This window comes from Mesorhizobium sp. EU05-FHT14A09 (assembly GCF_058790995.1).
Genome location: NZ_JBYTDF010000002.1, coordinates 640,465 through 666,098, shown reverse-complemented (window position 1 = coordinate 666,098; position 25,634 = coordinate 640,465). Strand labels below are relative to the sequence as shown.

Genomic DNA, 25,634 nt, shown 5'->3' with positions numbered 1-25,634 from the left:
CTTCGTGATACCAATGTATCGGATGTTTCCGATATGATCGCGTAGCGCATAGATGCCATGATCACGCGGAACTGTGTTCAGGAGCGACGGCTCTTGATTTATTAGCTTCTTCAGCACTTCCCTCGCATCCAATGCGTGTCTTCCCCTAAATTACATACTATTCGTCCGAGAATTTACTGCCTTCATGGATCGGAATCGGCCACATCTGGTCACATAGCCATCATCATCGACGCGATGACGCCAAACAGCGCGATGAGCAGCATGTCGGCGGTCCAGTAAAGCCTGAGCGCCTGGCGGATGTCAGCGCTGGTGACGGCGGTGCGGCCGCCTTCTCCCATATGACGGCCTTCCACCAGAACACCGCCGTAGGAGCGCGGACCGGCCAGCGCCAGGCCGAGGGCGCCGGCCATCGCGGCTTCCGGCCAGCCGGCATTGGGCGAACGGTGATGGCGAGCGTCGCGGCGCATGGCGCGCCATGCTCCGGCCGGGTCAGCGCCCTTGATGAAAAACGCGGCGGCGACGATCAGCAAACCGGTCAGGCGCGAGGCGGGTAGGTTGATGAGATCGTCGAAGCGTGCCGCTGCCCAGCCGAAAGCCTCATGCCGCTCGGTGCGGTGACCGATCATGGAATCAGCGGTGTTGGCGGCCTTGTAGGCAACGCCGCCAGCTAGGCCGCCGACGCCAAGCCAGAAGGCGGGAGCAACGATGCCATCGGAAAAATTCTCGGCAAGGCTCTCGATGGCGGCCCGCCCAACTGCAGCTTCGTCGAGCTTTTCCGGATCTCGGCCAACGATCATCGAGACCGCTCTTCGTCCGGCAACGAGACCGCCGCTGTCGAGCGCATCGGCGACCGCTTCGACATGGCTGGCGAGGCTTTTCTGTGACAGCAGCGAGCTTGCCAGCAGCGCGACGGCGACAATGCCGAATGGCAGGGCAAGCAGGGCAGATTCGGCGATCCGAGCGATCGTCGCCGGCACGACAATGAGGACCAGGAGCGCGAACAGGCCGGCCATGCGACGCGCCGCGTCGCCGTCGGCGGCGCTGTTGAGCCTACGATCGAGACAGGATATCAGGGCGCCAATCCACGTCACCGGATGGCCGATGGCGCGAAACAGCTGGTCCGGATAGCCGAGCCGAGCTTCGATCAGCAGCGACAGAAAGGCGGTCAGGGCGGACATGCAGCTTCCAGGCGAGGCAATTGCGGCAGTTGATCACGGCGGAAGCCTTGGCCGGGCGCGGGCGCTGTTTCCTGACGCACCGGAGCCGTTCGTCGATCTCTCGACCGGGATCAATCCGCACTCCTATCCGCTTTTCAATCCGCCCGCCACCGCCTTTACCCGGTTGCCCGAGGCGGCGCGGCTGTCCGAATTGCTGGTGGTTGCCGCGGCGGCTTATGGCGCGCCATCCGCTGCGCATATCGTTGCAGGCCCTGGCACGCAGATCCTGCTGCCGCGCGTTGCTGCGCTGTTGAAAGCAGGCCGCGCGCTGGTGCTGTCGCCGACTTATGCCGAGCACGCACGGGCGGCCACGATCGCTGGCCATGCCGTTGCCAAGACCTCGGATTTTGACGCGCTGGCCGAGGCGGACCTCGCTATTGTGGTCAACCCCAACAACCCGGACGGTCGTGTTGTTTCGCGCGAACGTTTGCTCAAGCTCGCCGATGCCATGAAAACCAAGGGTGGCCTGCTCGTGGTCGATGAGGCCTTCATGGATGTCGGCCCGCGTGAAGCAAGTCTTGCCACAGATACAGGGCGAGGCGGATTGGTGGTTCTACGCTCCTTCGGCAAGTTTTTCGGACTGGCCGGTGTGCGGCTCGGGTTCGCTCTGACGGACCAGGCAACGGCTGCACGACTGGACAGTCAACTTGGTCCCTGGGCTGTTGCCGGCCCGACACTGGAATACGGCATCCGCGCGCTTGGCGACGTCGTGTGGCAGGAGCAGATGCGGCGGCAATTGAACGATGACGCTGCCCGACTAGACGCGTTGTTCTTACGCCATGGCGTGCCGGTCGCCGGCGGAACGACGTTGTTCCGTTATCTCGATTTCGGCGATGCGCCGGCGCTGTTCAAGACGCTGGGCCAAGCGGGCATCCTGCTACGCCATTTCGCGGAGCGACCGCATACACTGCGTTCCGGATTGCCAGGTTCGGAAGATGAATGGCAACGGCTGGATGCAGCGCTTGGCCGTTGGGCCTCAAAGGGGGACGGCTTGCAACACAGGATACGCGCATGATCATCGTCTGCCCGCTTTCCAAGGTAGAAGTTACCGTTAACCGTGTAGGCGCTGAGCGGCTGTTATCGCTGTTGGCGGCTGGCACGGATATGGTGCGTCCGTCGGCAATCCTGCCTGAAAATCACCTGCATCTGGTCATGCACGACATCGCTGAGGCGCAGGAAGGTATGACACTGCCCGGCGAAGAGCATGTGCGCGCGCTGCTTGGTTTCGCGCAGAACTGGAATCGGGCGCGGCCGCTGGTAATCAACTGCTACGCCGGCATCAGCCGCTCGACAGCTTCGGCCTACATCATCGCGGCCGCTCTCGCCCCAAAGCGTGACGAGATGGAACTGGCCCGGACATTGCGCTGGCTCTCGCCTTCGGCGACGCCCAACCCGCGCCTCGTCGCCGTGGCCGACAACATCCTCGGCCGCGAGGGTCGGATGGTCGCGGCCATTGCTTCGATCGGCCGTGGGGCCGAGGCTTATGAAGGCGTGCCGTTCGAGCTTGAGATCGAGTAAGGGACGCTTTCCATCAAGAGTGGAAGCAGCTTACAGCACCCAATCGCTCAGCTTCGCCGCGCGCACGTCTTTCAGCAAGGTGATGAAACCATCGGCCTGGTGCTCGGCAGTCAGCCGGCCTTTTTCCGCGGTGGCAATCGAAGCGTCACCCACCACGCCGTGCGGGTTCAGGTCGCGGGCTATCCAGGCATAAGCGTGGGTGCCGGTCTGGCGCAGCAGCGAAAACGCCTTCTCAGCCTTGGCGACGTTGGAGACGAAGTTCTCCGCCTTTGCCATGTCGACCAGGTCAGGGCGGAAATGCAGCATCAGTGACGTCTCGACATCGCCGCCGTGGATGCCATGGCGATCTTCGAGGTCCGTATACATGCCGGCGGGGCGACCGAAGCGCTGCCAGCTCGTCTTCACCGCAAGCATGTTTTCGCGCACGCGCAACTCGCGCGTGACGATGCCCATGATCTCCTCATTGCCGCCATGCGAGTTGACGACGATGAGTTTCTTCACGCCAGCGCGTGCGATGGAGAGGCCAAGCTCTGTCCATGCATCGATCAGCGTTGCAGGCGGCAAGGTGAGTGTTCCCGGCGCATGCACGTGTTCATTGGACTTGCCGACTGCCTGAACGGGCAGGATGCGGATGTCGAAATCTGATGGCAGGCGCGCGATCACTGTTTCCAGCATACCGTTCATGATGCTTGTGTCGGTGGACACCGGCAGATGCGGGCCATGCTGCTCGATCGCCGCCACCGGCAGAACCGCGATCGTTGCTTCGGGGTTTATCGAAGCATATTCGGTGGTGCGGAAGTCACCCCACCACACGCGTCTTTTCGTCGTCACATCAGTCTCCGGATCGTGTGCATTCCATTCGGGCTTCATACTGCAGCACAAGTGTGTGGAGCGCTCAACCGGCAGCGATCACTTCCACCTCGACCTTGAATTCCGGCCGGGCGAAGCCGCCGACGATCATCAGCGTGGAGGCCGGCGCCGGGTCGCTGAAGGTGCGGTCGCGCACAGCCATGTATGGCTTGAGATAGGCACGGTCGGTGACATAGGCGTTGATGCGCACGACATCCTTCAAGCCGAGGCCGGCCTCGGCCAGGACCGCCGCGATGTTCCTAAAGCAGAGCTCGGCCTGTTCCTCGGCCCCTTCGGGGATGTGGTCCTCGGCGGTGATTGCGACCTGGCCAGCGCACAGGATAAGCCGTTTGCCGGCAGGAACCTCGACGCCGTGGCTGTACCGGGCAAAGGGTGGCTTGATCGATTTCGGCATCAGGTATCGGAACATCGCGGTCTCCATTCACGGCTGCGAAACTAGGCCGGCATGCAGTTACGATTCAAGCGCTGCATAAGCGATGACAGTATTACTTTCATCATGAACTATTCATGGACAGTTGCCCGGAAAGTGGGCACGATGATGCCTGAAGCTGCAGGGCAGGGAACACCCAACACAATGCTCTTCCGGAATTGCGCGGCGGGCGTTGTGGCACGGCCTTTGCTTTGTCGATCGGCATGACGCGGTGTTGCGTGCGAGCGAAGGGGAGAGAAAATCGATGAAGAAGATCCTGGTTACCGCCACCGTGGCGGCTGCGGCGCTGCTTGGTGGCTGGACATCTGCTGCGACAGCGAATGAAAAGGTGACGTTCGCCACCAACTGGCTCGCCCAGGCGGAGCATGGCGGTTACTATCAGGCCGTCGCCGACGGCTCCTACGCGGCCTGCGGTCTCGACGTCACCATCCAGCAAGGCGGCCCTCAGGGCAGCGGACGGCCGCTGCTGATGGCCGGCAAGATCGATTTCTACATGGGCGGCAACATGCTGCAGGCATTCGATGCGGTGCATCAGGGCATTCCGCTGCGCGTCGTCGCGGCCACTTTCCAGAAAGAGCCGCAGGTCATCATGGCGCATCCCGGCGAAGGCCTGGACAAATGGGAGGACCTGCCGAAGGCCGAGCAATACATCATCGGTGACGAGGGGGCGCAAAGCTTCTTCCTCTGGATGGTGTCGGAGTTCGGCTTCGATGCTGCCAAGCGCGTGCCTTACACCTTCAATCCGGCCGCCTTCATCGCCAACAAGAAGTCTATTCAACAGGGCTATGTCACTTCCGAGCCGCATGCCGTGGCCAAGGAGGGCGGTTTCCAGCCCAACCTTTTCCTGCTCGCAGACTATGGCTTCAACACCTACGCCACCACGATCGAGGCCATGCAGACGACGATCGACAAGCGGCCGGAAGTTGTTCAGTGCTTCGTCGATGGTTCGGCCAAGGGTTGGTACAATTACCTCTACGGTGACAACAAGGCTGCCAACGAAGCGATCAAGAAAGACAACCCCGACATTACAGACGAGCAGATCGCGTTCTCCATCGAGATGATGAAGAAGTACGGCATCGTCGATTCTGGCGACACCGAAAAGCTTGGCATCGGCGCCATGACCGACGAGCGCATGCAGAGCTTCTACGACAAGATGGTCAAGGCGAAGGTGCTGCCGGCCGGCATCGACATCAAGAAAGGCTACACGCTGCAGTTCGTGAACAAGGGCGTCGGTCTCGATCTGAAGAAGTGAGCGCAGTTCCGGCAAGTCGCGCGGCAAGCGCAGGTCCGTCCTTTTCTCGCGAGGAAAGCGGAAGAAACAGCTGCTTATCCGCGGAAAGGCATTGATGTTGCAGAAGGTCGCCGACAGGGATGATAGCTGGCAGCGCGGTGACGTGCCGCTGCTTTCCTTCAAAGGCGTGGGCAAGGTGTTCTCCAACGGCGTAATGGCCCTGGACGACGTCAATCTGGCCATTCGTGAGGGCGATTTCGTCAGCCTGCTTGGTCCTTCGGGCTGCGGCAAGTCGACTGCGCTCAGGCTGATTGCCAGGCTTTCCACGCCGACCTCCGGCCATCTTGAGTGGCGCAAGGCTCTGGGGGACGACTGTGTCGGCTTCGTTTTCCAGGAGCCGACACTGCTGCCCTGGGCAAGCGTGTTCGACAATGTCTGGCTGCCGCTGCGCCTGCGCGGCGTGTCGCGCCTGAAAGCCACGCCGGCGGTGATGGAGATGCTGGCGCGCGTGCATCTGGAAAACTTCGCCGATGCCGTGCCGAGGGAACTCTCCGGCGGCATGAAGATGCGTGTCTCCATCGCGCGCGCCATGGTCACCAAGCCGCGCGTTCTGCTGATGGACGAGCCGTTTGCGGCACTGGACGAGATCACGCGTTTCAAGCTCAACAACGACCTGCTGGAATTGTGGCAACAGGAGCGATTCACTGCCGTCTTCGTCACCCACAGCGTGTTCGAAAGCGTCTTCCTGTCCAGCCGCATCGTCGTGATGGCGGCCAAGCCAGGACGGGTGTTCCGTGACATGGTCGTCGATGCGCCTTATCCGCGTGACGAAGCATTCCGCACCTCATCAACCTATGCGGAGCTGTGCCGGCGGACGTCGGACGAGCTGAGCGCGGCCATGGACGCCAAGGCGGAGGCGCGACCATGACCGCGATCGAGAACCGGTCGGTCGTGCTCGATCCGGAAGAAGCGCGGCGTGTTCGCCAGCAGCGGCTGGAGAAGGTCGGCTCCTGGGTGCTGCCGCTTGCCATCATGGTGCTGGCGGTCTGGTTCTGGGACCGCATCTGCGTGTGGAACGACATCCCGAAATACATCCTGCCCAGACCAGGCGTGGTCTTGCAGACCCTTCAGGACGACGCGCCGCTGCTGTTTTCCTCGCTGCTCGTCACCCTCAAGATCACGTTCCTCAGCCTCGCGCTGGCGATTGTCGGCGGGGTCGGGCTGGCAGTGCTGTTTGCCCAATCGAAATGGGTGGAGATGTCGTTCTTCCCCTTCGCCGTCATCCTGCAGGTGACGCCGATCGTGGCGATCTTTCCGCTGATCAACATCTATGTCGACAACCAGACCGCCAAGCTTCTGCTGTGCGCCTGGATCGTCGCCTTCTTTCCGATCCTCTCCAATACGACGCTTGGGCTGAATTCCGTCGATCGCAACCTGCGTGACCTGTTTCGTCTGAACGGCGCCACACGCTGGCAGGAACTCTGGCACCTGCGCCTGCCGGCGGCCATGCCTTACTTCCTTGGCGGTCTGAAGATCGCCGGCGGCCTGTCGTTGATCGGTGCGGTTGTGGCGGAGTTCGTCGCTGGTACGTCCGGCCAGGCTTCTGGGCTCGCATCGCGCATCATCGAGGCGGGTTATCGTTTGAACGCGCCACGGCTGTTCGCGGCGCTTATCCTGATTTCTCTGACCGGCATCGTCATTTTTCTCGCGCTGTCCCTGCTGTCGCATCTTGTTCTGCGCCGCTGGCACGAAAGCGCGTTGAAGCAGGAGGCATGATGGCGGTGGTTTCATACAAGTGCCGAGGCTGCGCCCCGTTCACGCTCAGTGACCGGGTCGTGGCGGACGCGGAGGTGCATTGAGTACGCTGCCGATACCGTCGTCTGGAACCTACACACTTGGAAATGCCCGACTTCATGCTTCGCTGACCGCTGGTTTCGACGGTGCCGTCGACGCAGAAGGGTTTGTGAGTGCCGACATCACTGTTGATGGCGGGTACATCACCGCGATCACTCCACATCATCCGCAACGGGCGTCAACGCCGGAGGCAACCGATCTCAAGGGGCGCATCGTCCTGCCTTGTTTCGTCGACTGCCACACCCATCTCGACAAGGGCCATATCTGGCCGCGCAGCCCCAATCCGGATGGTTCGTTCGCCGGCGCGCTGGGTGCGACGCATGCCGACAGGAACGCACGCTGGAGCACGAACGATGTCTCCCAGCGCATGGATTTCGCATTGCGCACGGCCTTCGCACATGGAACCAAGGCCATCCGCACCCATCTCGACAGTGCAGCGCCACAGGATGCCATTTCCTGGCCGGTGTTCGAAGCCATGCGGGAGACGTGGCAGGGACGCATCGAATTACAGGCTGCTTGCCTCGTCGGCATCGAAGAGACGCGTGACGAGGCCTGGTTCGCAGGGCTGGCGCGTCGCGTCGCTGCGGCGAGAGGCATCCTGGGGGCCGTCACCTATATGGTTCCTGATCTCGATAAGCTGCTCGACCGGATGTTCGCGCTGGCGATCGAGCATGACCTCGATCTCGATTTTCATGCCGACGAGACCGATGCAATCGAGGCGATCTCGCTGAAGAAGATCGCCGAAGCGGCGCTTCGGCATCGTTTCGCGGGAAACATCCTGGTTGGCCACTGCTGTTCGCTCGCGCGCCAACCCGACAGCGATGTGCTGGATACGCTGGACAAGGTTGCGCGGGCCAAGATGGCCGTCGTGTCGCTGCCGATGTGCAATCTCTATCTGCAGGACCGCCGGCATGATCAGACCACGCCGCGCTGGCGCGGTGTGACGCTGCTGCATGAGATGAAGGCACGTGGGATTCCGGTCGCGGTAGCTTCCGACAACACGCGGGATCCGTTCTATGCCTATGGCGATCTCGACATGCTCGAGGTTTACCGCATGGCCACCCGCATTCTGCATCTCGACCATCCGGTCGGCGACTGGCCCCGTGCCGTCGCGCAGACACCTGCTAACGTGATGCGGCTCGACGACACGGGAGTGCTGCGGCCCGGTGGAGCAGCGGATTTCGTCGTCTTCAAGGGGCGGAACTGGACCGAGCTGTTGTCGCGCCCGGAAGCCGATCGCATTGTCATCCGCCATGGCAAAATGATCGACACCGGTTTGCCGGATTACGCCGAGCTCGATGAATTGATGGGGGGATGATGGATATCGCGGCGCTGAAGCGGGATCTCGAAGGGCTGAAGCTCGAGGACAACGAAAAGCTCGTCCAGCAGAAGAGCCGCGACTTCTACTGGTACAGCCCGGTGCTCAAGCGCCAGCTCGAACATGTCACCGGCGATCTGGTCGTCTCGCCGAAATCCGAAGCGGACGTGGTGCGCATACTCACCGCCTGTTTCGCGCATCGCGTGCCGGTGACGCCGCGTGGCACCGGCACCGGCAATTACGGGCAGGCGATGCCGCTTTCCGGCGGCGTGGTGCTCAACCTTGCCGACATGAATGAGATCGTCGCGATTTCGCCCGGCCGCGTGGTGTGTCAGCCCGGTGCCATCCTGGCCGATATCGATCGGGCGACGCGCGCGCATTCGGCGCAGGAACTGCGCCTGCATCCTTCGACCTACAACACCGCTTCCATCGGCGGTTTCATCGCTGGCGGGTCGGGTGGTGTCGGCTCGATCAATTTCGGCGGCCTGCGTGACTTCGGCAACATCATCCGCTTGCGCGTGGTGACCATGGAGGCCGAGCCGAGGGTGCTGGAACTGACCGGCGAGGATCTGCACAAGGTCACTCACGCCTATGGCACCAACGGCATCATCACCGAAGTCGAGATGCCGCTCACCGCCGCCTATGACTGGGTGGATGTGCTGGTCGGCTTCGACAGCTTCATGGGCGCCGCCCGTTATGGCAACGCGCTGGCCTGCCAGGACGGTTTGTTGACCAAGCTGATAACGCCGATCGCTGCCCCGGTGCCGCAACTCTACTTCAAGCGGCATCAGAAATTCCTGCGTGACGGACAAAGCATCTGCGCGGTCATGGTCGCCCCGCATTCACTTGATGCATTTCTTGCGTTCACGCGACGCGAGGGCGGTGAGATTGTCTTCAATGCCTCCACCCTGAGCGACGAAGAGAAGAAGGGCTTGCCGCCGGCCTTTGAACTGGCATGGAACCACACGACGCTGCGCGCGCTGCGTGTCGATCCGGCGATCACTTACCTGCAATCGCTCTATCCATTCCCCGATCATCTGGCCCTGGTCGAGAAGATCGACGCGATGTTTCCGGGCGAGGTGTTCTCGCATCTGGAGTTCGTGCGGCTGGACGGCAACATCACCTGCTTTGGCCTCAATTTGGTGCGCTTCACCACGGAGGAGCGGCTGGACGAGATCGTGCGGCTGTTCGAGGAGAATGGCTGCCCGATCTTCAATCCGCACCGCTACACGCTCGAAGAGGGTGGCATGAAGCAGACCGACGCCGTCCAGCTCGCTTTCAAGCGTGAAGCCGATCCGTCAGGCCTGCTCAATCCCGGCAAGATGATCGCCTGGGAGAATCCCGACTATGACTACCGCTCGGGAAGGACGTTCCTCTTCAAGGGCCTGGCAAAGGTGAGCTGAGTGCGGCGATGCGTGTCCTGGTCCTTTATGCGCATCCGGTCGAAACAAGCTTCAACGCTGCGCTGCACACACTGATCGTCGAACGTCTCAAGGCGAAAGGGCATGAGGTCGACGATTGTGACCTGTATGCCGAAGACTTCGACCCGCGACTGACCCGTGCCGAGCGCATGGCCTATCACGATGTGCCGGCCAATATCGAGCCGGTGCGAGGCTATGTCGAGCGATTGCGCAAGGCGGAAGGGCTGGTTCTGTGTTTTCCGGTATGGAATTACGGCTACCCCGCTATTCTGAAAGGGTTTTTTGACCGCGTCTTCCTGCCGGGCGTGTCGTTTCGGCTGGTTGAAGGCAAGGTGAAGCCTACACTCGGCAACATCCGCAAGGTCATTGCGGTGACCAGTTATGGTGGTTCCCGGCTGCGAGCCTTCCTGGTCGGAGACCCGCCGCGCAAGCTGATCGGGCGGCTGTTGCGCGCGTCCGTCAAGCCAACTGCTTCCGTTGCCTATCTGGCGCACTATTCGATGAATCTGTCGACGCCGCAGTCCCGGGATCGTTTCCTGGTCAAGGTGGCGCACAGGATGGATACATTCTGATGCGGGTGTTGCTCGTCTATTGCCATCCTGTACCGGAAAGCTTCTGCGCCGCGCTGCGCGATGCCGCGCTCGACGCCATCGCTGCCAAGGGATGCGAGGCACGGCTTGTCGATCTCTATGCCGAGAATTTCGACCCGGTGATGCGGGATGGCGAACGGCGCGAATACAATGAGCGTGCGCCGACGGATCCGGCGCTGGCCGAACACATCGCGCATCTGAAATGGGCCGAGGCGATCGTCTTTGTCTATCCGACCTGGTGGTACGGGTTGCCGGCGATGCTGAAGGGCTGGCTGGATCGTGTCTGGGCCAAGGACGTTGCCTTCGCTCTCGATCCCGGGGGGCGGATCACTCCGCTGATGGGACACATCCGCAAGATCGCCGTGGTGACGACCTGCGGTGCGCCGCGCTGGTGGTCGCACATCGTCGGCCATCCGGGACGAAAGACGATCCTTCGCGGCATTCGCGCCTTGTGCGCCAAACGCTGCAAGACCCTGTTTGTGGCGCATTATCTGATGGACGCTTCGACGCCACAAAGCCGCGAGGCTTTCCTGGGGCAGGTGCGGCACAGACTGAAGGCGTTTTGAGAATGCCGGCAGGCAGGTGAGGGGCGGCGTGAACCTCGCAAGGCAGGCTCTGCCCCTCATCCGGTCCTTCGGATCACCTTCTCCCCATAAACGGGCAGAAGGAAGATACTACATCCGCACCCTCTCGGCCTTCGGATCATACATCGGCTTCAGCGAGGCTTCGGCGGCGAAGCGTTCACCGGCGATCTCGATCTCGTAGCGGGAACCGAGGATATCGGCTTCGCTCTGTTCGCTTGCCGGCACATACCCCATGCCGATGGCGCCGCCGAGATGGTGGCCATAGTTGCCCGACGTGATCGTTCCGACGATCTTGCCGTCGCGTACGATCGCTTCGTTGTGGAACAGCAACGGCTCCGGATCGGTCAGGCGAAACTGGACCAGGCGGCGCTCCAGTCCGGCATCCTTCTTTGCCAGCACTGCATCGCGACCGATGAAGTCGCCCTTGGCAGTCCTCACTGCAAAGCCGAGACCGGCTTCCAGCACGTGGTCTTCGTCGGTGATGTCATGGCCGAAATGACGAAAGGCTTTTTCGATGCGGCAGGAATCCAGCGTGTGCAGGCCGCAGAGTTTCAGGCCGAGATCCTTGCCGGCGTCTTCGATGGTCTCGAAGACATGCGCGGTCTGGTCGGTCGGGACATAGAGCTCCCAGCCAAGTTCGCCGACATAGGTGACGCGATGGGCACGGGCGAGGCCCATGCCGATCTCGACTTCCTGAAACGTGCCGAATGGATTGTTTTCATTCGAGAAATCGTTCGGGCTGATTTTTTGAATCAACTCACGCGAGCGTGGCCCCATGAGGCAGAGCACGGATACGGACGAGGTGACATCGGTGATGACGACGAATTCGTCACGCACATGCTTACGCATCCAGGCGAGATCGCGCTGGAGAGTGGCACCCGGGACAACCGCGAAGAAGGCCGTCTCGGAAAGCCGCGAGACGGTCAGGTCGCTTTCGATGCCGCCGCGACGGTTGAGCATCTGCGTGTAGACGATCCTGCCCGGGGGGACATCGAGATCGTTGGCGCAGAGACGTTGCAGGAAGGCGAGTGCATCGCAACCCTCGATCCGGATCTTGCCAAACGAGGTCATGTCGAACAGGCCGACATTGTTGCGTACGGCCAGATGTTCGTCGCGCTGGTTGTCGAACCAGTTCTGGCGTTTCCAGGAGTAACGGTATTCCTGTTCCTGTCCGTCCCTGGCGAACCAGTTGGCACGCTCCCAGCCGGCGACTTCGCCGAACACCGCACCGCGCGCCTTCAGATGTTCATGGATGGGCGAACGGCGCACGCCACGGGATGTCACCATCTGGCGATAAGGGAAGTGATCTGCGTAAAGCAGGCCGAGGGTTTCGGAGACGCGCTCCTTCAGATAGGCGCGGTTCTTCTGGAATGGCTGGGCGCGGCGGATGTCGACCTCCCAGAGATCGAACGGCGCTTCGCCATCATTGATCCACTGTGCCAGCGCCATGCCGGCGCCGCCCGAGGAAACGATGCCGATCGAATTGTAGCCTGCCGCGACCCAATAGCCGCCGAGCTCCGGCGCTTCGCCGAGATAGTAGCGGTCGTCGGGCGTAAAGCTTTCCGGACCGTTGAAGAAGGTGTGGATGCCGGCTGTGCCCAGCATCGGCATGCGGTTCACGCCCATTTCGAGGATCGGCTCGAAATGCTCGAAATCTTCCGGCAACTGGTCGAAGCAGAAGTCCTCGCGGATGCCTTCCATACCCCAGGGCTTGGCCTTGGGTTCGAAGGCGCCGAGCATCATCTTGCCGGCATCTTCCTTGTAGTAGGCGCATTCGTCCGGCACGCGCAGCACCGGCAGGCGGGTCAGCCCGGCGATCGGCTCCGTGACCAGATAGAAGTGTTCGCAGGCATGCAGCGGGATGGTGACACCGTTCTGGGCGCCGAGCTCGCGCGCCCACATGCCGGCGCAGTTTATGACGACATCGGTCTCGATCGTTCCCCGATCTTCGCCCTGAGCCCAGGACACGCCGGATACACGCCCGTTTCTGGTATGAACCCTGGTGACCTTGACGTTTTCGACGATCCTGGCGCCGCGCTGGCGTGCGCCTTTCGCCAAAGCCATGGCGATGTTGGCGGGGTCGCACTGACCGTCGAGCGGCAGATGTACGGCGCCGACCACGTCCGAAACGTTGAGATGCGGATACATCTCCTTGACTTCGCGTGGAGAAATCTCACGCACGTCAACGTCAAACGCGCGGGCGAGCGACGCCTGCCTGTAGATCTCGTGCTTGCGTTCCTCGGTCAGGGCGACGGTGATGGAACCGACCTGACGCATGCCGGTGCCGACGTCGGTCTCTTCCTCGAGCTTGACGTAGAGGTCGGCGGAATACTTCGCCAGCCGCGTCATGTTCTGCGAGGCGCGCAACTGGCCGATCAGGCCGGCGGCATGCCAGGTGGTACCCGAGGTCAGCTGTTTTCGTTCCAGAAGCACGATGTCGGTCCAGCCGAGCTTGGCCAGATGATAGGCGACCGAGCAGCCGGACACGCCGCCGCCGATGATGACGGCGCGGGCTTTCTGGGGGAGAGGGGTCATGCGGCCTCACGTCGATATGTGGAGACGAAGCGGCGCAGCCTTTCGGCCGCTTCGAGCAGGATCGGTTCGGGCTGGCACAGGCTGATGCGGATATGGCCGGCCGCGGCCTCGCCGAAGGAGGAACCCGGCATGACACCGACATTCTCACGATCGAGGAAAGCCCAGGCGAATTTTTCATCGTCCGGTTCGACCGCGCTGATGTCGAGCATGGCGTACATGCCGCCTTCGGAGCCGCGGACGGTGACGTCGTTCATGCCGCGCACCGCGTCGAGAAAGAGCCTGCGACGTCCGGCATAGAGTGTCGCTATCTGCGCGACCCCGTAGTCATTGTTCAGCGCCTCGATGGCCGCGCGACTGACGAAATCGGTCAGGCCGTAGGTGGTGACGAGGTTGAGGCTGATCAGCAAGGTGACGAGTTCCTGAGGCCCGGTCAGCCAGCCCAGGCGCCATCCGGTCATGCCGTGGCTCTTCGACATCGAGTTGATGACCAGCGTGCGCTCGTTCATGCCAGGCAGGGCGCGGGGCGACAGATGTTCGCCGTCGCCAAGTGTCCAATAGACCTCGTCGCTCAGCAGCCACAGATCGTGGCGACGGCAGATATCGGCGATGCCCTCTAGCGACGTCCTAGAATAGACGGCGCCAGTCGGGTTGTTGGGCGTGTTGATCAGCATGGCCCGCGTGTTTGGCCGCAGGGCGGCTTCGATCGCCTTGGCGTCCGGCTGGAAGCCATCGCTGGCACGGGTCTCGACCACCGTGAAATCGGCGCCGGCAGCGCGGAATGTGCCGGGATAGGTGGCATAGTAGGGCGCCACGACGATGGCATGGTCGCCGGGATCGAGCACGCCTTGTACCGCAGCGTAAAGCGATGCCTGGCCGCCGGGGGTGGCGATTACCTCGTCCGGGCTCGTCTCCACGCCCGTGCACCGCGTCGATATCCGCGCCATGGCTTCGCGCAGTGCCGGGATACCCGGCAATTGCGTGTAGTGGTGATGGCCGGCTCGCAACGCGGCGATGCCGGCTTCCACCGTCTCGGCTGGCGTGTGGAAGTCATGGTCGCCGACCGAGAGCATGATGATGTCTTCGCCGGCTTCCAGACGCTGCCAGGCGGCGAAATGCACTTCCCAGCCGTCCTTACCTGAGGGCGTGATGCCGGAAATGCGGGACGAAGGTTTCGGCATGTCAGGCTCCTGCAATCGCAGAGGTCGTCGAACCGGATTTGGTAAGCACCAGCCTGCCACCCTCATCGAGCGAAGGTTTCAGCGAGCCATATCCGGCGATGGTCGGGTGCGGTGTTTCGAGGGCATGCTTGTGGGTGGCGGTGATGACGACAACTTTCGTCCCGGCTGCCTCCGCGGCCTGGATGCCCGCCGGCGCATCCTCGAAGACCAGGCACTCCTGCGGCTTCAATCCAAGCCTGTCAGCGGCAAGCAGGAAACAGTCGGGCGCTGGCTTGCCGTTGGTCACGTCTTCTCCGGTGACCATCAGTGGCGGTATCGGCAGGCCTGTGGCCTCCAGCCTGCGGATTGCCAGGCGGCGCGGTGACGAGGTGACGATCGCCCAGCGCTGCGGCGGCAGCGCATTGAGGAACGCGGCCGCCCCTGCAATTGCCTGGATGCCTTCGACATCCTCGAATTCTGCCTGGGTCAACGCTTCGACCTCGGCCATGACATCGACGCCCGGCAGGTTCAGGCGGCGTATCGTCTCCACTGCCCGCACACCGTGGATGGTCGGCAGGAACGTCTCGACATCAAGCCCATGTTTTTGCGCCCACGCCGCCCACACCCGCTCGGCGGCGGCGATCGAGCTCAGAATGGTGCCATCCATATCGAACAGGAAGGCGCCGAAGGCGTGGTCAGGGAAGGGGAGTGTCATTATGCACGCAGCCTTTGATTCTCGGGGTCCCATAAGGGTTTGTCGTCCTGGACCGTCGCCTTGTAGCGTTCGCCGAAAATCTCGACGTCGATTTCAGTGCCCGGCACGGCCAGATCGGCGCGCACCATGCCGAGTGCGATGGATTTGTCCACCCTGTAGCCCCAACCGCCCGAAGTGGTTTCGCCAACGATCGCACCGTCATGCCAAAGCGTGGACATGTAGGGGGCGTCGCTTTCGCCGGGCGTCTGAACGACCAGTGTCGCAAAACGTTTCTTCACTCCCTGCTGCTTCTCGTTGAGCAGCGCGGTCTTGCCCAGAAAATCAGGCTTGTCCCATTTCACGAAACGTTCGAGCCCGCCTTGCAGGATGGTGTAGTCCGTCGAGAGATCGCCCTTCCAGGCGCGGTAGCCCTTTTCCAGGCGCAGGCTGTCGAGAGCGAACATGCCGAATGGCTTGAGGCCATGTTTCTGCCCGGCAGCCCAGACAGCATCGAACACGGCAGCGGTGTCCTCAACCTTGGTGTGCAGCTCCCAGCCGAGTTCGCCGGCAAAGGAGACGCGCACCAGTTGCAGCCAGTGGCCTGCAATCTGGCAGGACTGATGCGAGAGCCAGGGTTGGCTCAGATCGGCGTCCGTCACATCGGACAGTATTGCGCGGGAATTCGGACCGGACAGGATCTGGCAGGAGAAGCTTTCCGTCATATCCTGCAGCGTGATTTCCGTGCCAGCCGGCAGGTGCTTCGCCAGCCATTCGAAGTCGTGCAACTGCGCTACCGCCGCCGTGATCAGGAAGAAGAAATCTTCGTCCAGCGCCATGATGGACATTTCCGTGACGATGCGGCCCTTGTCGTCGGCGAAGTAGCCGAGGCCGATGCGGCCGGGCTTCGGCACCACGCCGGTGATCAAGGTCGAAAGCCATGCGCGGGCGCCTGGACCCTTCAACCGGAAACGGCTGAAGCCAGGCAGATCGAGAATGCCGGCAATGTCGCGTACGGCCAGGCATTCCTCGCGGATGCGCGGTTCCCAAGGGCCTGAGCGGGCGAAGGTCTGTGTCGATTGTTCCGAAATATCGTCGCCCGGCTTTGCATACCAGGTTGCGCGTTCCCAGCCATTATAGGCGCCAAATTGCGCTCCCATGGCCTTCAGACGCCCATGCAGGGGAGAAAGCTTGCGGTCGCGCACCGCCGGCCAGGCGTGGCGGGGAAACTGGATGGCGTATTCGTGGCCATAGACTTCCATGCCTTTGGCGACGGCGTAGTCCTGCGCCGATCCGAACGCGGTGAAGCGCCGCGGGTCGCATGACCACATGTCCCATTCGGTTCGGCCTTCCGTGACCCATTCAGCCAGCACCTTGCCTGCACCACCGGCCTGAGCGATGCCGAAGGTGAAGACGCAGGCTTCGAAGGCATTGGGCACGCCGGGCATCGGCCCCAGCAGCGGATTGCCGTCAGGAGCATAGGGGATCGGGCCGTTGATGACCTTGGAAAGGCCGGCGGTGCCCAGAATCGGAACGCGCTCGATGGCGTCGTTCAGGTACCATTCCAGCCGCTCGAGATCGTCCGGGAAGAGCTGGAACGAGAAGTCGGCGGGCATGGGATCGCCCGGAGTGGCCCAGTGCGCATGGCAATTGCGCTCATAGGGGCCGAGATTCATGCCGTTCTTCTCCTGGCGCAGGTAGTAGGAAGAATCGACGTCGCGCAACAGCGGCAGTTTGTGACCTGCTTCCTTCGACCAGGCGGCGAGTTCAGGGATTTCGTCAAAGAGGATGTATTGATGGCTCATCACCATCATCGGAACTTCGCGGCCGAACATCCTGCCCACTTCGGCGGCACGATAGCCGGCGGCGTTGACGACATATTCGCAACGGATTTCGCCTTGCTCGGTCACCACCACCCATTCATTGCGCTCGCGGCGCACGCCGGTGACAGGACAGAAGCGGATGATCCTCGCACCTTTGTCGCGTGCGCCCTTGGCCAAGGCCTGGGTAAGCTGAGCCGGGTCGATGTCGCCGTCGTTCGGATCGTAAAGGGCGCCCTGAAGCTCATGCGTTTCGATGAAAGGGTAGCGGGCCTTGATCTCATCCGTGCCGATGACTTCGATCGCCATGCCCTGGTAGCGCCCCATTCCCCTGGCGCGCTGGAATTCCTGCATGCGCTCCTTGCTGTGCGCCAGCCGGATCGACCCCGTGACGTGATAGTTCATCGGGTAGTCGACTTCGGCAGCCAGTCCCCGGTACAGCTCGGTCGAATAGCGCTGCATGTTCATCAGCGACCAGGAGGATGAGAAGGTTGGCACATTGCCGGCCGCATGCCAGGTCGAGCCTGAGGTCAGTTCGTTCTTTTCAAGCAGGACACAGTCGGTCCAGCCAGCTTTGGCCAGATGATAGAGGGCAGATACTCCCACCGCGCCGCCGCCGATGATGACCACACGCGCCGTTGCAGGAATTCCGGCCATTCTGTCCTCCCGATTTCCAGAGTGGAAGCGATCTCAGGATCGGCATTCCGCTCCATCTTCCTGTTTTAGCGACGGATTTCGTCCTGAGGGCCGCGTTTCCCTTCGCGCCCTCAGGACTGTGCCGCTAGAGCATTGCCAGCGAAAACAGGATCGCCCTCAACGCTCTATCTCTGTGCTGGAGCATGATCTTTTCCGAAAACCGGTTCCCACTCTTCGGAATCATGCTCTAGTAGACCGGTGGCGAGACCACCCAGATCACGACCGCCGGCACCGGTCCCGGGTTCCTCCAGCGGAACGGCTTGCCGGCGAAGCGGAAGCTGTCGCCTTCGCCAAGCGTGTGCCAGACGCCGTCGATCTCGATCTCGAAAGTGCCTGATGTGACGTAGCCGGCCTCTTCGGTTGGCCTTGTCGCGACCTTCTTCAATTCCGCGCCCGGCGCGAATTCCGAACGCAGCATCTCGAAACTGCCGCCGAGATCCGGTGAAAGGAGCTCTTCCACCAGTCCCGATTCGCTGGTACCGAGCGACCGCCGCCGTCCGGCACGCACGACAAGGCCGCGTTCGTTTTCTTCCGGGACGTCATGGCTGAAGAAAAGGCTGAGCGGCACTTCGAACAAATCCGCCAATGCGCGCAGATCTCCGAGCGACGGTACTGAAAGTCCGCGTTCGACCTGGCTGACCCAGCCGACCGAACGGCCCAGCTTCAAGGCGATCTCAGCCAGGGTCAGGCCGCGTGTCTTGCGCAGCGCGCGAATGTCGGCGGCGAGAAAACGTTCGCCGGTCTGCGCGTCCGGTTGGGCAGCAGAGGATGTCACTTTTGATGCTCGTGAAAAAATCATTCAGAATTTCATGAGACGCCAACTGTATGAAAAGATCAAGCACGATCTTGGGCGAGTTTGAAAAATCTCCGGAATGGACGCTTTTCGTCTCCCGCCATGTTCGTCTGGGGATATCGACAGGCCTTGCCGCAAGACAAAATTGCTTGCGGTATTTTAGTGCTTCATGCAAAGGCACCCCGACCGCGCGTGGGGGACGCGCTTATTGAAATCCTGCGTTGAAGAGATTGCCATGCTGGCACTGGAAAGCAGAACCCCGAAGTCGGACGAAACGACCGTTGTGGACGAAGCGATCATTTCGCGTCGTTCCGTGCGCGCGTTCCTGTCCGATCCGGTTGACGATGCGACGATCCGCGACATCCTGTCCGTGGCGTCGCGCGCGCCATCGGGCACCAACATGCAGCCGTGGAAAGTGTATGTCGTCAAAGGCGAGGTGAAGCAGCAGCTGAGCGATGCGATCCTGAATTCCGGCATCCGCGCCGAGAAGGCCGAATGGGACGAATACCGCTATTATCCCGACCAGTTCTTCGAGCCCTATCTCACGCGCCGTCGCGCCAATGGTTTCGGCCTTTACGGCGCGCTGGGAATTGGCCGGCGTGAAGTCGACAAGATGCGCGCGCAGCACGACCGCAACTTCATTTTCTTCGATGCCCCGGTCGGCATGATCTTCACCATTGACCGGCGGCTGAACCAGGGCTCGTGGATCGACTACGGCATGTTCCTGGAGAACATCATGATCGCGGCGCGGGCGCGGGGACTGCACACCTGTCCGCAAGCCGCGTTCGCCCCGTATCACCGGCAGATCCGCCCTGTGCTCGGCATTTCCGAGGAAGAGATCGTGGTGTGCGGCATGGCGATCGGCCACGAAGACCTGTCAAAGCCGGAAAGCACCTTCCGCACCGACCGTGCGCCGCTGGAAGAGTGGGTGAGGTTTGTGGAGTGAGGCAGTAGGCAGTTGGCAGTCGTGATTGCCGACCGTCTCACTTGTCGAATGCACAAACCACGCGGCTACCCTCTACTGCCTACTCACTATTCGCTACTGCATTCCCACTCACATTCTGGCCGTCCTGCGGCGTCAGCCGGCGATAGGCGAGCAGGGCGCAGAGCGTGATCAGGGCTTCTATCACGAACAAAATCTGGAAGTCGGCAACCGAGGCGTGCCCGCCAGGACCGGCAAGAAACGACAGCACCGCTGCTGCGATGCCGACTCCGATTGCGACCCCCAATTGCCAGAGGATGTAATAGAGCGCGCTGAAACGGGCGAGCTGCTCAGGTTCGATATCGGCATAGGCAAGATTGCCTGTCGAGGCCCACTGTACCGAGCGGAAGACACCAAACAGGAAGATGTAACTCAGGACGATCCACACCGGCGTGGTTGCCTGGATAAGGGCAAAACCGGCGACAAGGGCGGCGACGATCGGCGTGTTGGTTACCAGTACGCGCCGGAAGCCGTAGCGCTTCAGCATGGCAGGCATCAGGAAGCGTGTCAGCAGGGAGCCCACCGCAGCCATGAAGGTCAGCGAACCGGCATGAACGGCGCTCATGCCAAAGCCGAGCTGGAACATCAGCGGCAAAATGAAGACGATGGAACTCAGGCCGATCGTGTCGAGGCCGCCGCCGGTCAGGAATGCGACGCGGAAGGTACGGATGCGCAAAAGCCTGAGGTCCAGGACAGGATTGCACGCCCGCAACAGATAGAAGACGGCGAAGCCGAGCAGGATGACAGCGATGCCGACCTGCGCGGCGATCAGGCTGCTTGCCATATCCTTGGCGGCGAGTGAATCCATGCCGAGCACCAGCAGCACCATGCCGACACCGACCAGGACGAAGCCGGGAAAGTCGAATGGCGTGCGGATCGATTTCCGGGCCGCGGGAAACAGGGCTGCTGCAAGCAGGAGTGCGGCCAGCGCCAGCGGTACGTTGATGAAGAAGATCCAGCGCCAGGAGATATAGGTGGTGAGCGCGCCGCCAACGAGCGGACCGACCAACGGTCCCGACTGGCCGGCGAGCGAGATATACATATTGATCTTCAGCGTGCGATTGCGCGGGAAACTCTGCAGCACGACGATCTGGCCAAGCGTGCCCATCAGCGCGCCGCCAAATCCCTGCAGCGCACGTGCGCCGACCAGTGTCCACATGTCGTTGGCGATGCCGCACAGTGCCGAGGCGACGCCGAAGACGACCAGCGCGAAACAATAGGCGTTGCGCAGGCCGAAACGATCGGCGGCCCAGCCGCCCAACGGCATCATGATGATGAGGCTGGCGACATAGGCGGTGACCAAGAGGCCGAGTTGGCTGGGTGGTCGTGCCAGTGTCTCGCCTATGCCGGGCAGGGCGGTGACGACCACATTCTGGTCGAGGCTGGTCATGAAGACGCCGCAGGCAACGGTGACCGGAATGAGCAGCGAAACGCTGTCCGGTGGATCGACGCGACCGGTTATGGTCGCGGAATTCTGAGCATCCATGGATAAACGAAGTCGGCTTAGCGGCCTTTTCGGTCAATCGGCGGCGGCCGAAACCGTCGATTCTTTCAGTGACTATCGAACCGACGCTGGTTTCTCTCTAGCGACAGGATGCGCTCTTCGTAAGGCCAGTTCCATGCAGGAGCGCTCAACTGTTCTGGCGCGCGGGCATATAGGCCATGCATTCAAGTTCGAGTTGCGCGCCCAGCGCCAGGCCATTCGTGCCGAAGGCAGAGCGAGCCGGCAGACGGTCCGGATCGAAATATTCAAGATAGACCCGGTTGAAATCACCCCATTTCGTCATGTCGGCCAGCATGACCGTGCATTTGAAAATGTCGGCAAAGCCAAGCCCGTTTTCTTTCAGCACCGTGCCGATGTTCTCCATCGTCTGTCGCGTTTCGGCTTCGATGCCACCGGCGACCAGTTCCAGCTTGCCCGGTATGTTGCCGAGCGCGCCCGACAGATAGAGGATGTCGCCGACGCGCACCGCCTGGCTGAAAGGCAATTTCGCAGCCTTGGCCGCCGGTGAGTTGATGAATTCCATGCGAGCCTCCTCGACGCGATCTCAGGCGACTTCGTATCCGACCTCTTCCGCCGCATGTCCGAGTGCTTTCCAGAAGGAGCGCGCGAAGGAGCGGAAGACGTAGATGTCGAAACGGTCGCCGCCTGTTCTCTGGATCTGCGCGAAGACGTCGTGATGCGTGGTTGAGCGCGCAGCGCCGACGGGGAAGGCGGCAAGGGCGAAGTCGATGGCGAAGAACTTCGCCAAAACCCATTCGGCCTCCGGTCCTTCGATGCGGATGGCCGTACGACCGTGCGAAAGATCCGTCACGGTGCCAATTGCCGGGGTGATCGCCTTGGCGAATGCTGCCACAAGACCCTCCGCCTCGTCGACGACGGTGAACTTGCCGGGCGCAAATCCGAAGGCTGCCTTTTCGCCTTGGACGACACCACTGCCAGCGCCGTCCGGCAAGGCAAGACGGGTAACCTTGTGGATGGCGGCAATCGCGCGCGCTTCCTGGCCCGGCCAGGCCGCGACCTGGATGATAGAACCCGGGCGCGTCTCGGACAGGATCACGCCGACACCGTCCTCGAAACGGCCGTGCGAACCGGAGCGATAGACGGGTTCGAGTGGCGACAGGCGCTCAACCATGCATGCGGCTCCCTTCCGGGTCGAAGAAGTGATGGCTGACGATCTCGACGGGACCGAAGCGCTTGCGCAATGGATCGGACACATAGGCGCGCGTGCCATGCCGGCCTTTGCCGCCCTGGACCAGCGCCAAAGCAATGTATTTGCCGAGCGCCGGCGCATAGCAGCAGGCTGTTATGTGGCCGATCGAACCGTGCGGATTTTCTTCGTCAAGCTCCTCGACGATGTGCGCGCCGCCGCTGAGCGGCCGGTTGTCGAGCGCGACGATGCCGACGAGTTGCAGGCGGTCGGCGGCAACAAGACCTTCGCGGTCCATCATCGCGGAACCGATGAAAGGCTTCTTCTTCGACAGCATCCAGTCGAGATGCAGGTCGCGCGCGGTGGTGCGGCCGTCGATCTCGGCGCCGGTGACATGGCCCTTTTCGATGCGCAACGTACCGAGCGCCTCCAGCCCATAGGGCACGAGGTCGAACGGCTTGCCGGCCTCGATCAGGGCTTCCCAAACATGCGTGCCGTAGCCAGCGCCACAGTAGACTTCGTAGGCCATTTCGCCGGAAAACGAGAGACGGCAGATCATCACCGGGACGCCGGAAATCTCGCCGTGGACGATGCCCATGAAGGGCAGGGCGACGTTGTCCACCGCAGTTCCGGTAACGCAGGTGGCGAGAATTTCGCGTGCCTTCGGTCCGCCGATCGCCGCCCCCGCCCATTCATCGGTGACCGAGGTGATGGTGACTTTCAGTTCCGGCCAGATCACATCGAGGAAATACTCCAGATGCTGCATCACCTTGCCGGCATTGGCCGTGGTGGTGGTCATCAGGAAGTCGTCCTGGCCGAGGCGCCATGTGGTGCCGTCGTCGAAGGCCAAGCCGTCTTCGCGCAGCATCAGCCCGTAACGCGCCTTGCCGACGGGAAGGCTCGAAAAGACGTTGGTGTAGACGCGGTCGAGCAATTCCGCGGCATCAGGACCTTGAACAGCGATCTTGCCAAGGGTCGAGACGTCGACGATGCCGGCTGTCTCGCGCACGGCCCTGGCTTCGCGCACATAGGCCTGCTCGATCGTTTCGCCCGCGTGCCCATAGATCATCGGACGGAACCAAAGGCCTGCGGAGTACATCGTGGCGCCCTGGGAAAGGTGCCAGTCGTGCATCGGCGTCAGCCGCTCCGGTCTGAGATCGCCATAGCGTTCCGCTGCAAGCGAGCCAATGGAAACGGCGGTGTAGGGCGGACGGAACCGGGTCGTGCCGACTTCCGGGATCGGCTTGCCGAGGGCTTCGGCCATGATGGCGAGACCTGGAACGTTCGAGCTCTTGCCCTGGTCGGTCGCCATGCCGAGCGTGGTGTAACGCTTCAGGTGCTCGACCGAGATGAAGCCTTCACGATGGGCCAGTCGTACATCATCCGCCGTGACGTCATGCTGGAAGTCGACGAAACTCTTGCCGTCGGCCTTGATCTCGAACACCGGCGCCGGTTCCGCATTGACCGGGCCAGGTTCGGTCACCGGCTGTTCGATGCCCGGTGCCTTGCTTCCTGATGCAGCAAGGCCGGCAGCGTGGCCTTCGACGATCGCTTCGCTCGTCGCGAGTTGCCCGGTGAAGCCACCGGCACCACGCCAGTTCTGCGTTGGTTGCGGCGGCAGGAATGCCTGCAGCCTGTCGTCCCATTCGGGTTTTGCACCTGCCTGGCTGGCCAGGTGCAGCACCGGCGACCATCCGCCGGAAACCAGCAGGCAATCGCTCTGGATGCCGCGCGGCTCGCCGCTCAATGTTCCGCTGGCACGATCCAGTCGCTGGATCCGGATGCCACTCAATGCCTTGCCGCCATCGGTTGCCGAGACCGCATGACCCGCAATCAGCTCCGCCCCGGCCAAAGCGGCGAGTGCCCGGGCCTGGTCGGAAATCTCGCTGCGGACATCGACGATCGTGGCAATGTTGGCGCCGGCCTTCTTGAGGCTCGCAGCGGCCTGGTACGCGGTGTCGTTGTTGGTGAAGAGCGTGACCTTTTCGCCTGGAATCACGCCGAACTGGTTGGCGTAGCGCTGCGCGGCGCTGGCCAGCATGACGCCGGGCCGATCGTTGCCCGGAAAGACCAGGGGCCGTTCCAAAGCGCCGGTCGCGAGCACGACCGAGCCGGCGCGGATGGTCCAATGGCGGTGGCGTGGTTCGCCGCGCGCGGCCGTTTCCTTGTGATCCGAGACGCGTTGCAGCGCGGCCAGCGTGTTGCCGTCGTAGTAGCCCCAAACCGCTGTGCGGGGCAGCAGGCGGACATTGCTGCGGCCCTTGAGGCCATTGATGATTTCACTTGCCCAGTCCGCGGCCCGCGAGCCGTCGATGGTTTCGCCGGACCAGTTGGCGGAGCCGCCGAAATGCGGGTCGAGTTCGGCCAGGATGACACGGGCGCCGCCATCGGCGGCGGCCTTGGCCGCCGTCAGCCCCGCGGGGCCCGAACCGACCACCAGCACGTCGCAGAAGGCATTCATGCGCTCGTAGCGGGACTCGTCTGCCACCGTGCCGGCACGACCGAGGCCGGCGGCGCGGCGGATGAAGTGTTCGCAGAACATCCAGAAACGGGTGCCCTTGAGCGGTCCGACGACCGGCCCCATGAACGTCTTGTAGTAGAAACCAGCGCCGATGATCTTGCTGGCGAGCTGGTTGACCGCACCGACATCCCAGTTGAGCGACGGAAACCGGTTCTGGCTCTCTGCCCGCAAGCCATCATAGATCTCGATGGCGGTTGCGGGGATGTTGGGTTCGCGCGCGGTGCCGCGCAGGATGGTGACAAGAGCGTTGGGCTCGTCGACCCCGGCGGTTAGAACGCCGCGCGGCCGGTGGTATTTGAACGAGCGCCCGAAAAGCGTGACGCCGCTGGCCAGCAAGGCAGAAGCCAGCGTGTCGCCGGGATGACCGGTGAAAGGCACACCGTCGAAGCTAAAGCGGATGGTCTTCAGCCGGTCGATCTGACCACCAATCTCATTGCGGCGCGGGCTCATGCCTTGGCTCCCGGCTTGCGCCGTTCCGTTGCGCGATGATGGATATCGCCACGCGCCGGCACCGCGCTCGAAACGGCGTGGGTTACCGTGTTGCGCCGGACGCGGACGTGGCTGCGACAGCCACCGGAATGCTGCCAGATCTCATTGAGGTCGCCGGCGGGGTTTTGCCGGTCGTAGACATATTCGTTCCAGGCCTGCAGATCCTGCGAGGCGGGGGCAGGGCGCTGGCGGTTGCCGTCGCCCTGATAGGTGAATTCGGACACGTCCCGCGGGCCGCAATAAGGGCAGGTGAGCAGCATGGTCAG

At 62.3% G+C, this 25,634-nt stretch carries 23 protein-coding genes; 10 read left to right on the top strand and 13 right to left on the bottom strand.

Features of this window, described 5'->3' with window-relative positions:
- Nucleotides 1-209: 209 nt before the first annotated feature.
- Nucleotides 210-1,178: an adenosylcobinamide-phosphate synthase CbiB gene (gene cbiB / locus AC3WTO_RS10600; protein WP_492460663.1), complete on the bottom strand. Its 969-nt coding sequence runs from the start codon at nucleotides 1,176-1,178 to the stop codon at nucleotides 210-212.
- On the opposite strand from cbiB, the gene cobD reads away from it, so the two are divergent.
- Together cobD and AC3WTO_RS10590 are read left to right on the top strand one after the other, a co-directional pair.
- On the top strand, nucleotides 1,177-2,232 hold the full coding sequence (cobD, locus tag AC3WTO_RS10595; RefSeq protein WP_492460661.1) for a threonine-phosphate decarboxylase CobD: 1,056 nt from the start codon (nucleotides 1,177-1,179) through the stop codon (nucleotides 2,230-2,232). The genes cbiB and cobD overlap by 2 nt on opposite strands.
- Nucleotides 2,229-2,735, top strand: coding sequence for a tyrosine phosphatase family protein (locus AC3WTO_RS10590; RefSeq protein ID WP_492460660.1), 507 nt, complete (start codon nucleotides 2,229-2,231; stop codon nucleotides 2,733-2,735). The genes cobD and AC3WTO_RS10590 overlap by 4 nt, the downstream gene beginning before the upstream one ends.
- A 30-nt stretch (nucleotides 2,736-2,765) precedes the next feature.
- Here AC3WTO_RS10590 and AC3WTO_RS10585 read toward each other — a convergent pair whose 3' ends face one another.
- Both AC3WTO_RS10585 and AC3WTO_RS10580 read right to left on the bottom strand, forming a co-directional pair.
- Nucleotides 2,766-3,566, bottom strand: coding sequence for a creatininase family protein (locus AC3WTO_RS10585; protein ID WP_492460659.1), 801 nt, complete (start codon nucleotides 3,564-3,566; stop codon nucleotides 2,766-2,768).
- Nucleotides 3,567-3,630: 64 nt separating this feature from the next.
- Nucleotides 3,631-4,014: a RidA family protein gene (locus AC3WTO_RS10580; RefSeq protein ID WP_492460658.1), complete on the bottom strand. Its 384-nt coding sequence runs from the start codon at nucleotides 4,012-4,014 to the stop codon at nucleotides 3,631-3,633.
- Nucleotides 4,015-4,279: 265 nt separating this feature from the next.
- Here AC3WTO_RS10580 and AC3WTO_RS10575 point away from each other — a divergent pair, with 265 nt between their 5' ends.
- From AC3WTO_RS10575 to AC3WTO_RS10545, 7 genes are all read left to right on the top strand, one after another.
- Entirely contained in the window at nucleotides 4,280-5,287 is a 1,008-nt protein-coding gene (locus AC3WTO_RS10575; RefSeq protein ID WP_492460657.1) for an ABC transporter substrate-binding protein, read from the top strand.
- Between the two features lie 94 nt (nucleotides 5,288-5,381).
- A complete protein-coding gene (locus AC3WTO_RS10570) occupies nucleotides 5,382-6,194 on the top strand; it encodes an ABC transporter ATP-binding protein (RefSeq protein WP_492460656.1) in 813 nt (270 codons plus the stop codon).
- Nucleotides 6,191-7,042, top strand: coding sequence for an ABC transporter permease (locus AC3WTO_RS10565; protein WP_492460655.1), 852 nt, complete (start codon nucleotides 6,191-6,193; stop codon nucleotides 7,040-7,042). Before AC3WTO_RS10570 ends, AC3WTO_RS10565 begins: the two co-directional genes overlap by 4 nt.
- Nucleotides 7,043-7,121: 79 nt before the next feature.
- Nucleotides 7,122-8,438 carry a cytosine deaminase gene (locus tag AC3WTO_RS10560; RefSeq protein ID WP_492460653.1) on the top strand — a complete coding sequence of 439 codons (1,317 nt, stop codon included), beginning with the start codon at nucleotides 7,122-7,124 and terminating at the stop codon, nucleotides 8,436-8,438.
- The gene (locus AC3WTO_RS10555) at nucleotides 8,438-9,841 is read left to right on the top strand and encodes an FAD-binding oxidoreductase (protein WP_492460862.1); all 1,404 of its coding nucleotides are present in this window, start codon (nucleotides 8,438-8,440) and stop codon (nucleotides 9,839-9,841) included. The genes AC3WTO_RS10560 and AC3WTO_RS10555 overlap by 1 nt, the downstream gene beginning before the upstream one ends.
- Before the next feature lie 8 nt (nucleotides 9,842-9,849).
- Nucleotides 9,850-10,431: an NAD(P)H-dependent oxidoreductase gene (locus AC3WTO_RS10550; protein WP_492460652.1), complete on the top strand. Its 582-nt coding sequence runs from the start codon at nucleotides 9,850-9,852 to the stop codon at nucleotides 10,429-10,431.
- The gene (locus AC3WTO_RS10545) at nucleotides 10,431-11,015 is read left to right on the top strand and encodes an NAD(P)H-dependent oxidoreductase (protein WP_492460651.1); all 585 of its coding nucleotides are present in this window, start codon (nucleotides 10,431-10,433) and stop codon (nucleotides 11,013-11,015) included. The genes AC3WTO_RS10550 and AC3WTO_RS10545 overlap by 1 nt, the downstream gene beginning before the upstream one ends.
- A gap of 108 nt (nucleotides 11,016-11,123) precedes the next feature.
- Here the strand turns inward: AC3WTO_RS10545 and AC3WTO_RS10540 are convergent, their stop codons facing one another.
- From AC3WTO_RS10540 to AC3WTO_RS10520, 5 genes are all read right to left on the bottom strand, one after another.
- Nucleotides 11,124-13,568 carry a GcvT family protein gene (locus AC3WTO_RS10540; RefSeq protein WP_492460650.1) on the bottom strand — a complete coding sequence of 815 codons (2,445 nt, stop codon included), beginning with the start codon at nucleotides 13,566-13,568 and terminating at the stop codon, nucleotides 11,124-11,126.
- Nucleotides 13,565-14,746 (bottom strand): pyridoxal phosphate-dependent aminotransferase, encoded by a 1,182-nt coding sequence (locus tag AC3WTO_RS10535; protein WP_492460649.1) that lies wholly within the window; start codon nucleotides 14,744-14,746, stop codon nucleotides 13,565-13,567. Before AC3WTO_RS10535 ends, AC3WTO_RS10540 begins: the two co-directional genes overlap by 4 nt.
- 1 nt (nucleotide 14,747) lies before the next feature.
- Entirely contained in the window at nucleotides 14,748-15,440 is a 693-nt protein-coding gene (locus tag AC3WTO_RS10530; RefSeq protein ID WP_492460648.1) for an HAD-IA family hydrolase, read from the bottom strand.
- A complete protein-coding gene (locus AC3WTO_RS10525) occupies nucleotides 15,440-17,893 on the bottom strand; it encodes a GcvT family protein (RefSeq protein WP_492460647.1) in 2,454 nt (817 codons plus the stop codon). Before AC3WTO_RS10525 ends, AC3WTO_RS10530 begins: the two co-directional genes overlap by 1 nt.
- 226 nt (nucleotides 17,894-18,119) lie before the next feature.
- Nucleotides 18,120-18,707, bottom strand: coding sequence for a helix-turn-helix domain-containing protein (locus AC3WTO_RS10520; RefSeq protein WP_492460646.1), 588 nt, complete (start codon nucleotides 18,705-18,707; stop codon nucleotides 18,120-18,122).
- A gap of 253 nt (nucleotides 18,708-18,960) precedes the next feature.
- On the opposite strand from AC3WTO_RS10520, the gene AC3WTO_RS10515 reads away from it, so the two are divergent.
- Nucleotides 18,961-19,671 (top strand): nitroreductase, encoded by a 711-nt coding sequence (locus tag AC3WTO_RS10515; protein ID WP_492460645.1) that lies wholly within the window; start codon nucleotides 18,961-18,963, stop codon nucleotides 19,669-19,671.
- Between the two features lie 79 nt (nucleotides 19,672-19,750).
- On the opposite strand, the gene AC3WTO_RS10510 is transcribed toward AC3WTO_RS10515, so the two are convergent.
- The 5 genes from AC3WTO_RS10510 to AC3WTO_RS10490 all read right to left on the bottom strand — a co-directional run bounded on the left by AC3WTO_RS10510 (nucleotide 19,751) and on the right by AC3WTO_RS10490 (nucleotide 25,628).
- Nucleotides 19,751-21,193: an MFS transporter gene (locus AC3WTO_RS10510; RefSeq protein WP_492460644.1), complete on the bottom strand. Its 1,443-nt coding sequence runs from the start codon at nucleotides 21,191-21,193 to the stop codon at nucleotides 19,751-19,753.
- Between the two features lie 145 nt (nucleotides 21,194-21,338).
- Complete coding sequence (locus AC3WTO_RS10505; protein WP_492460643.1) at nucleotides 21,339-21,734, bottom strand: RidA family protein; 396 nt, start codon at nucleotides 21,732-21,734, stop codon at nucleotides 21,339-21,341.
- A 21-nt stretch (nucleotides 21,735-21,755) separates the two neighbouring features.
- On the bottom strand, nucleotides 21,756-22,343 hold the full coding sequence (gene soxG, locus AC3WTO_RS10500) for a sarcosine oxidase subunit gamma family protein (RefSeq protein WP_492460642.1): 588 nt from the start codon (nucleotides 22,341-22,343) through the stop codon (nucleotides 21,756-21,758).
- On the bottom strand, nucleotides 22,336-25,329 hold the full coding sequence (locus AC3WTO_RS10495) for a sarcosine oxidase subunit alpha family protein (RefSeq protein ID WP_492460641.1): 2,994 nt from the start codon (nucleotides 25,327-25,329) through the stop codon (nucleotides 22,336-22,338). The genes soxG and AC3WTO_RS10495 overlap by 8 nt, the downstream gene beginning before the upstream one ends.
- The gene (locus AC3WTO_RS10490) at nucleotides 25,326-25,628 is read right to left on the bottom strand and encodes a sarcosine oxidase subunit delta family protein (RefSeq protein WP_492460640.1); all 303 of its coding nucleotides are present in this window, start codon (nucleotides 25,626-25,628) and stop codon (nucleotides 25,326-25,328) included. The genes AC3WTO_RS10495 and AC3WTO_RS10490 overlap by 4 nt, the downstream gene beginning before the upstream one ends.
- Nucleotides 25,629-25,634: the final 6 nt, after the last annotated feature.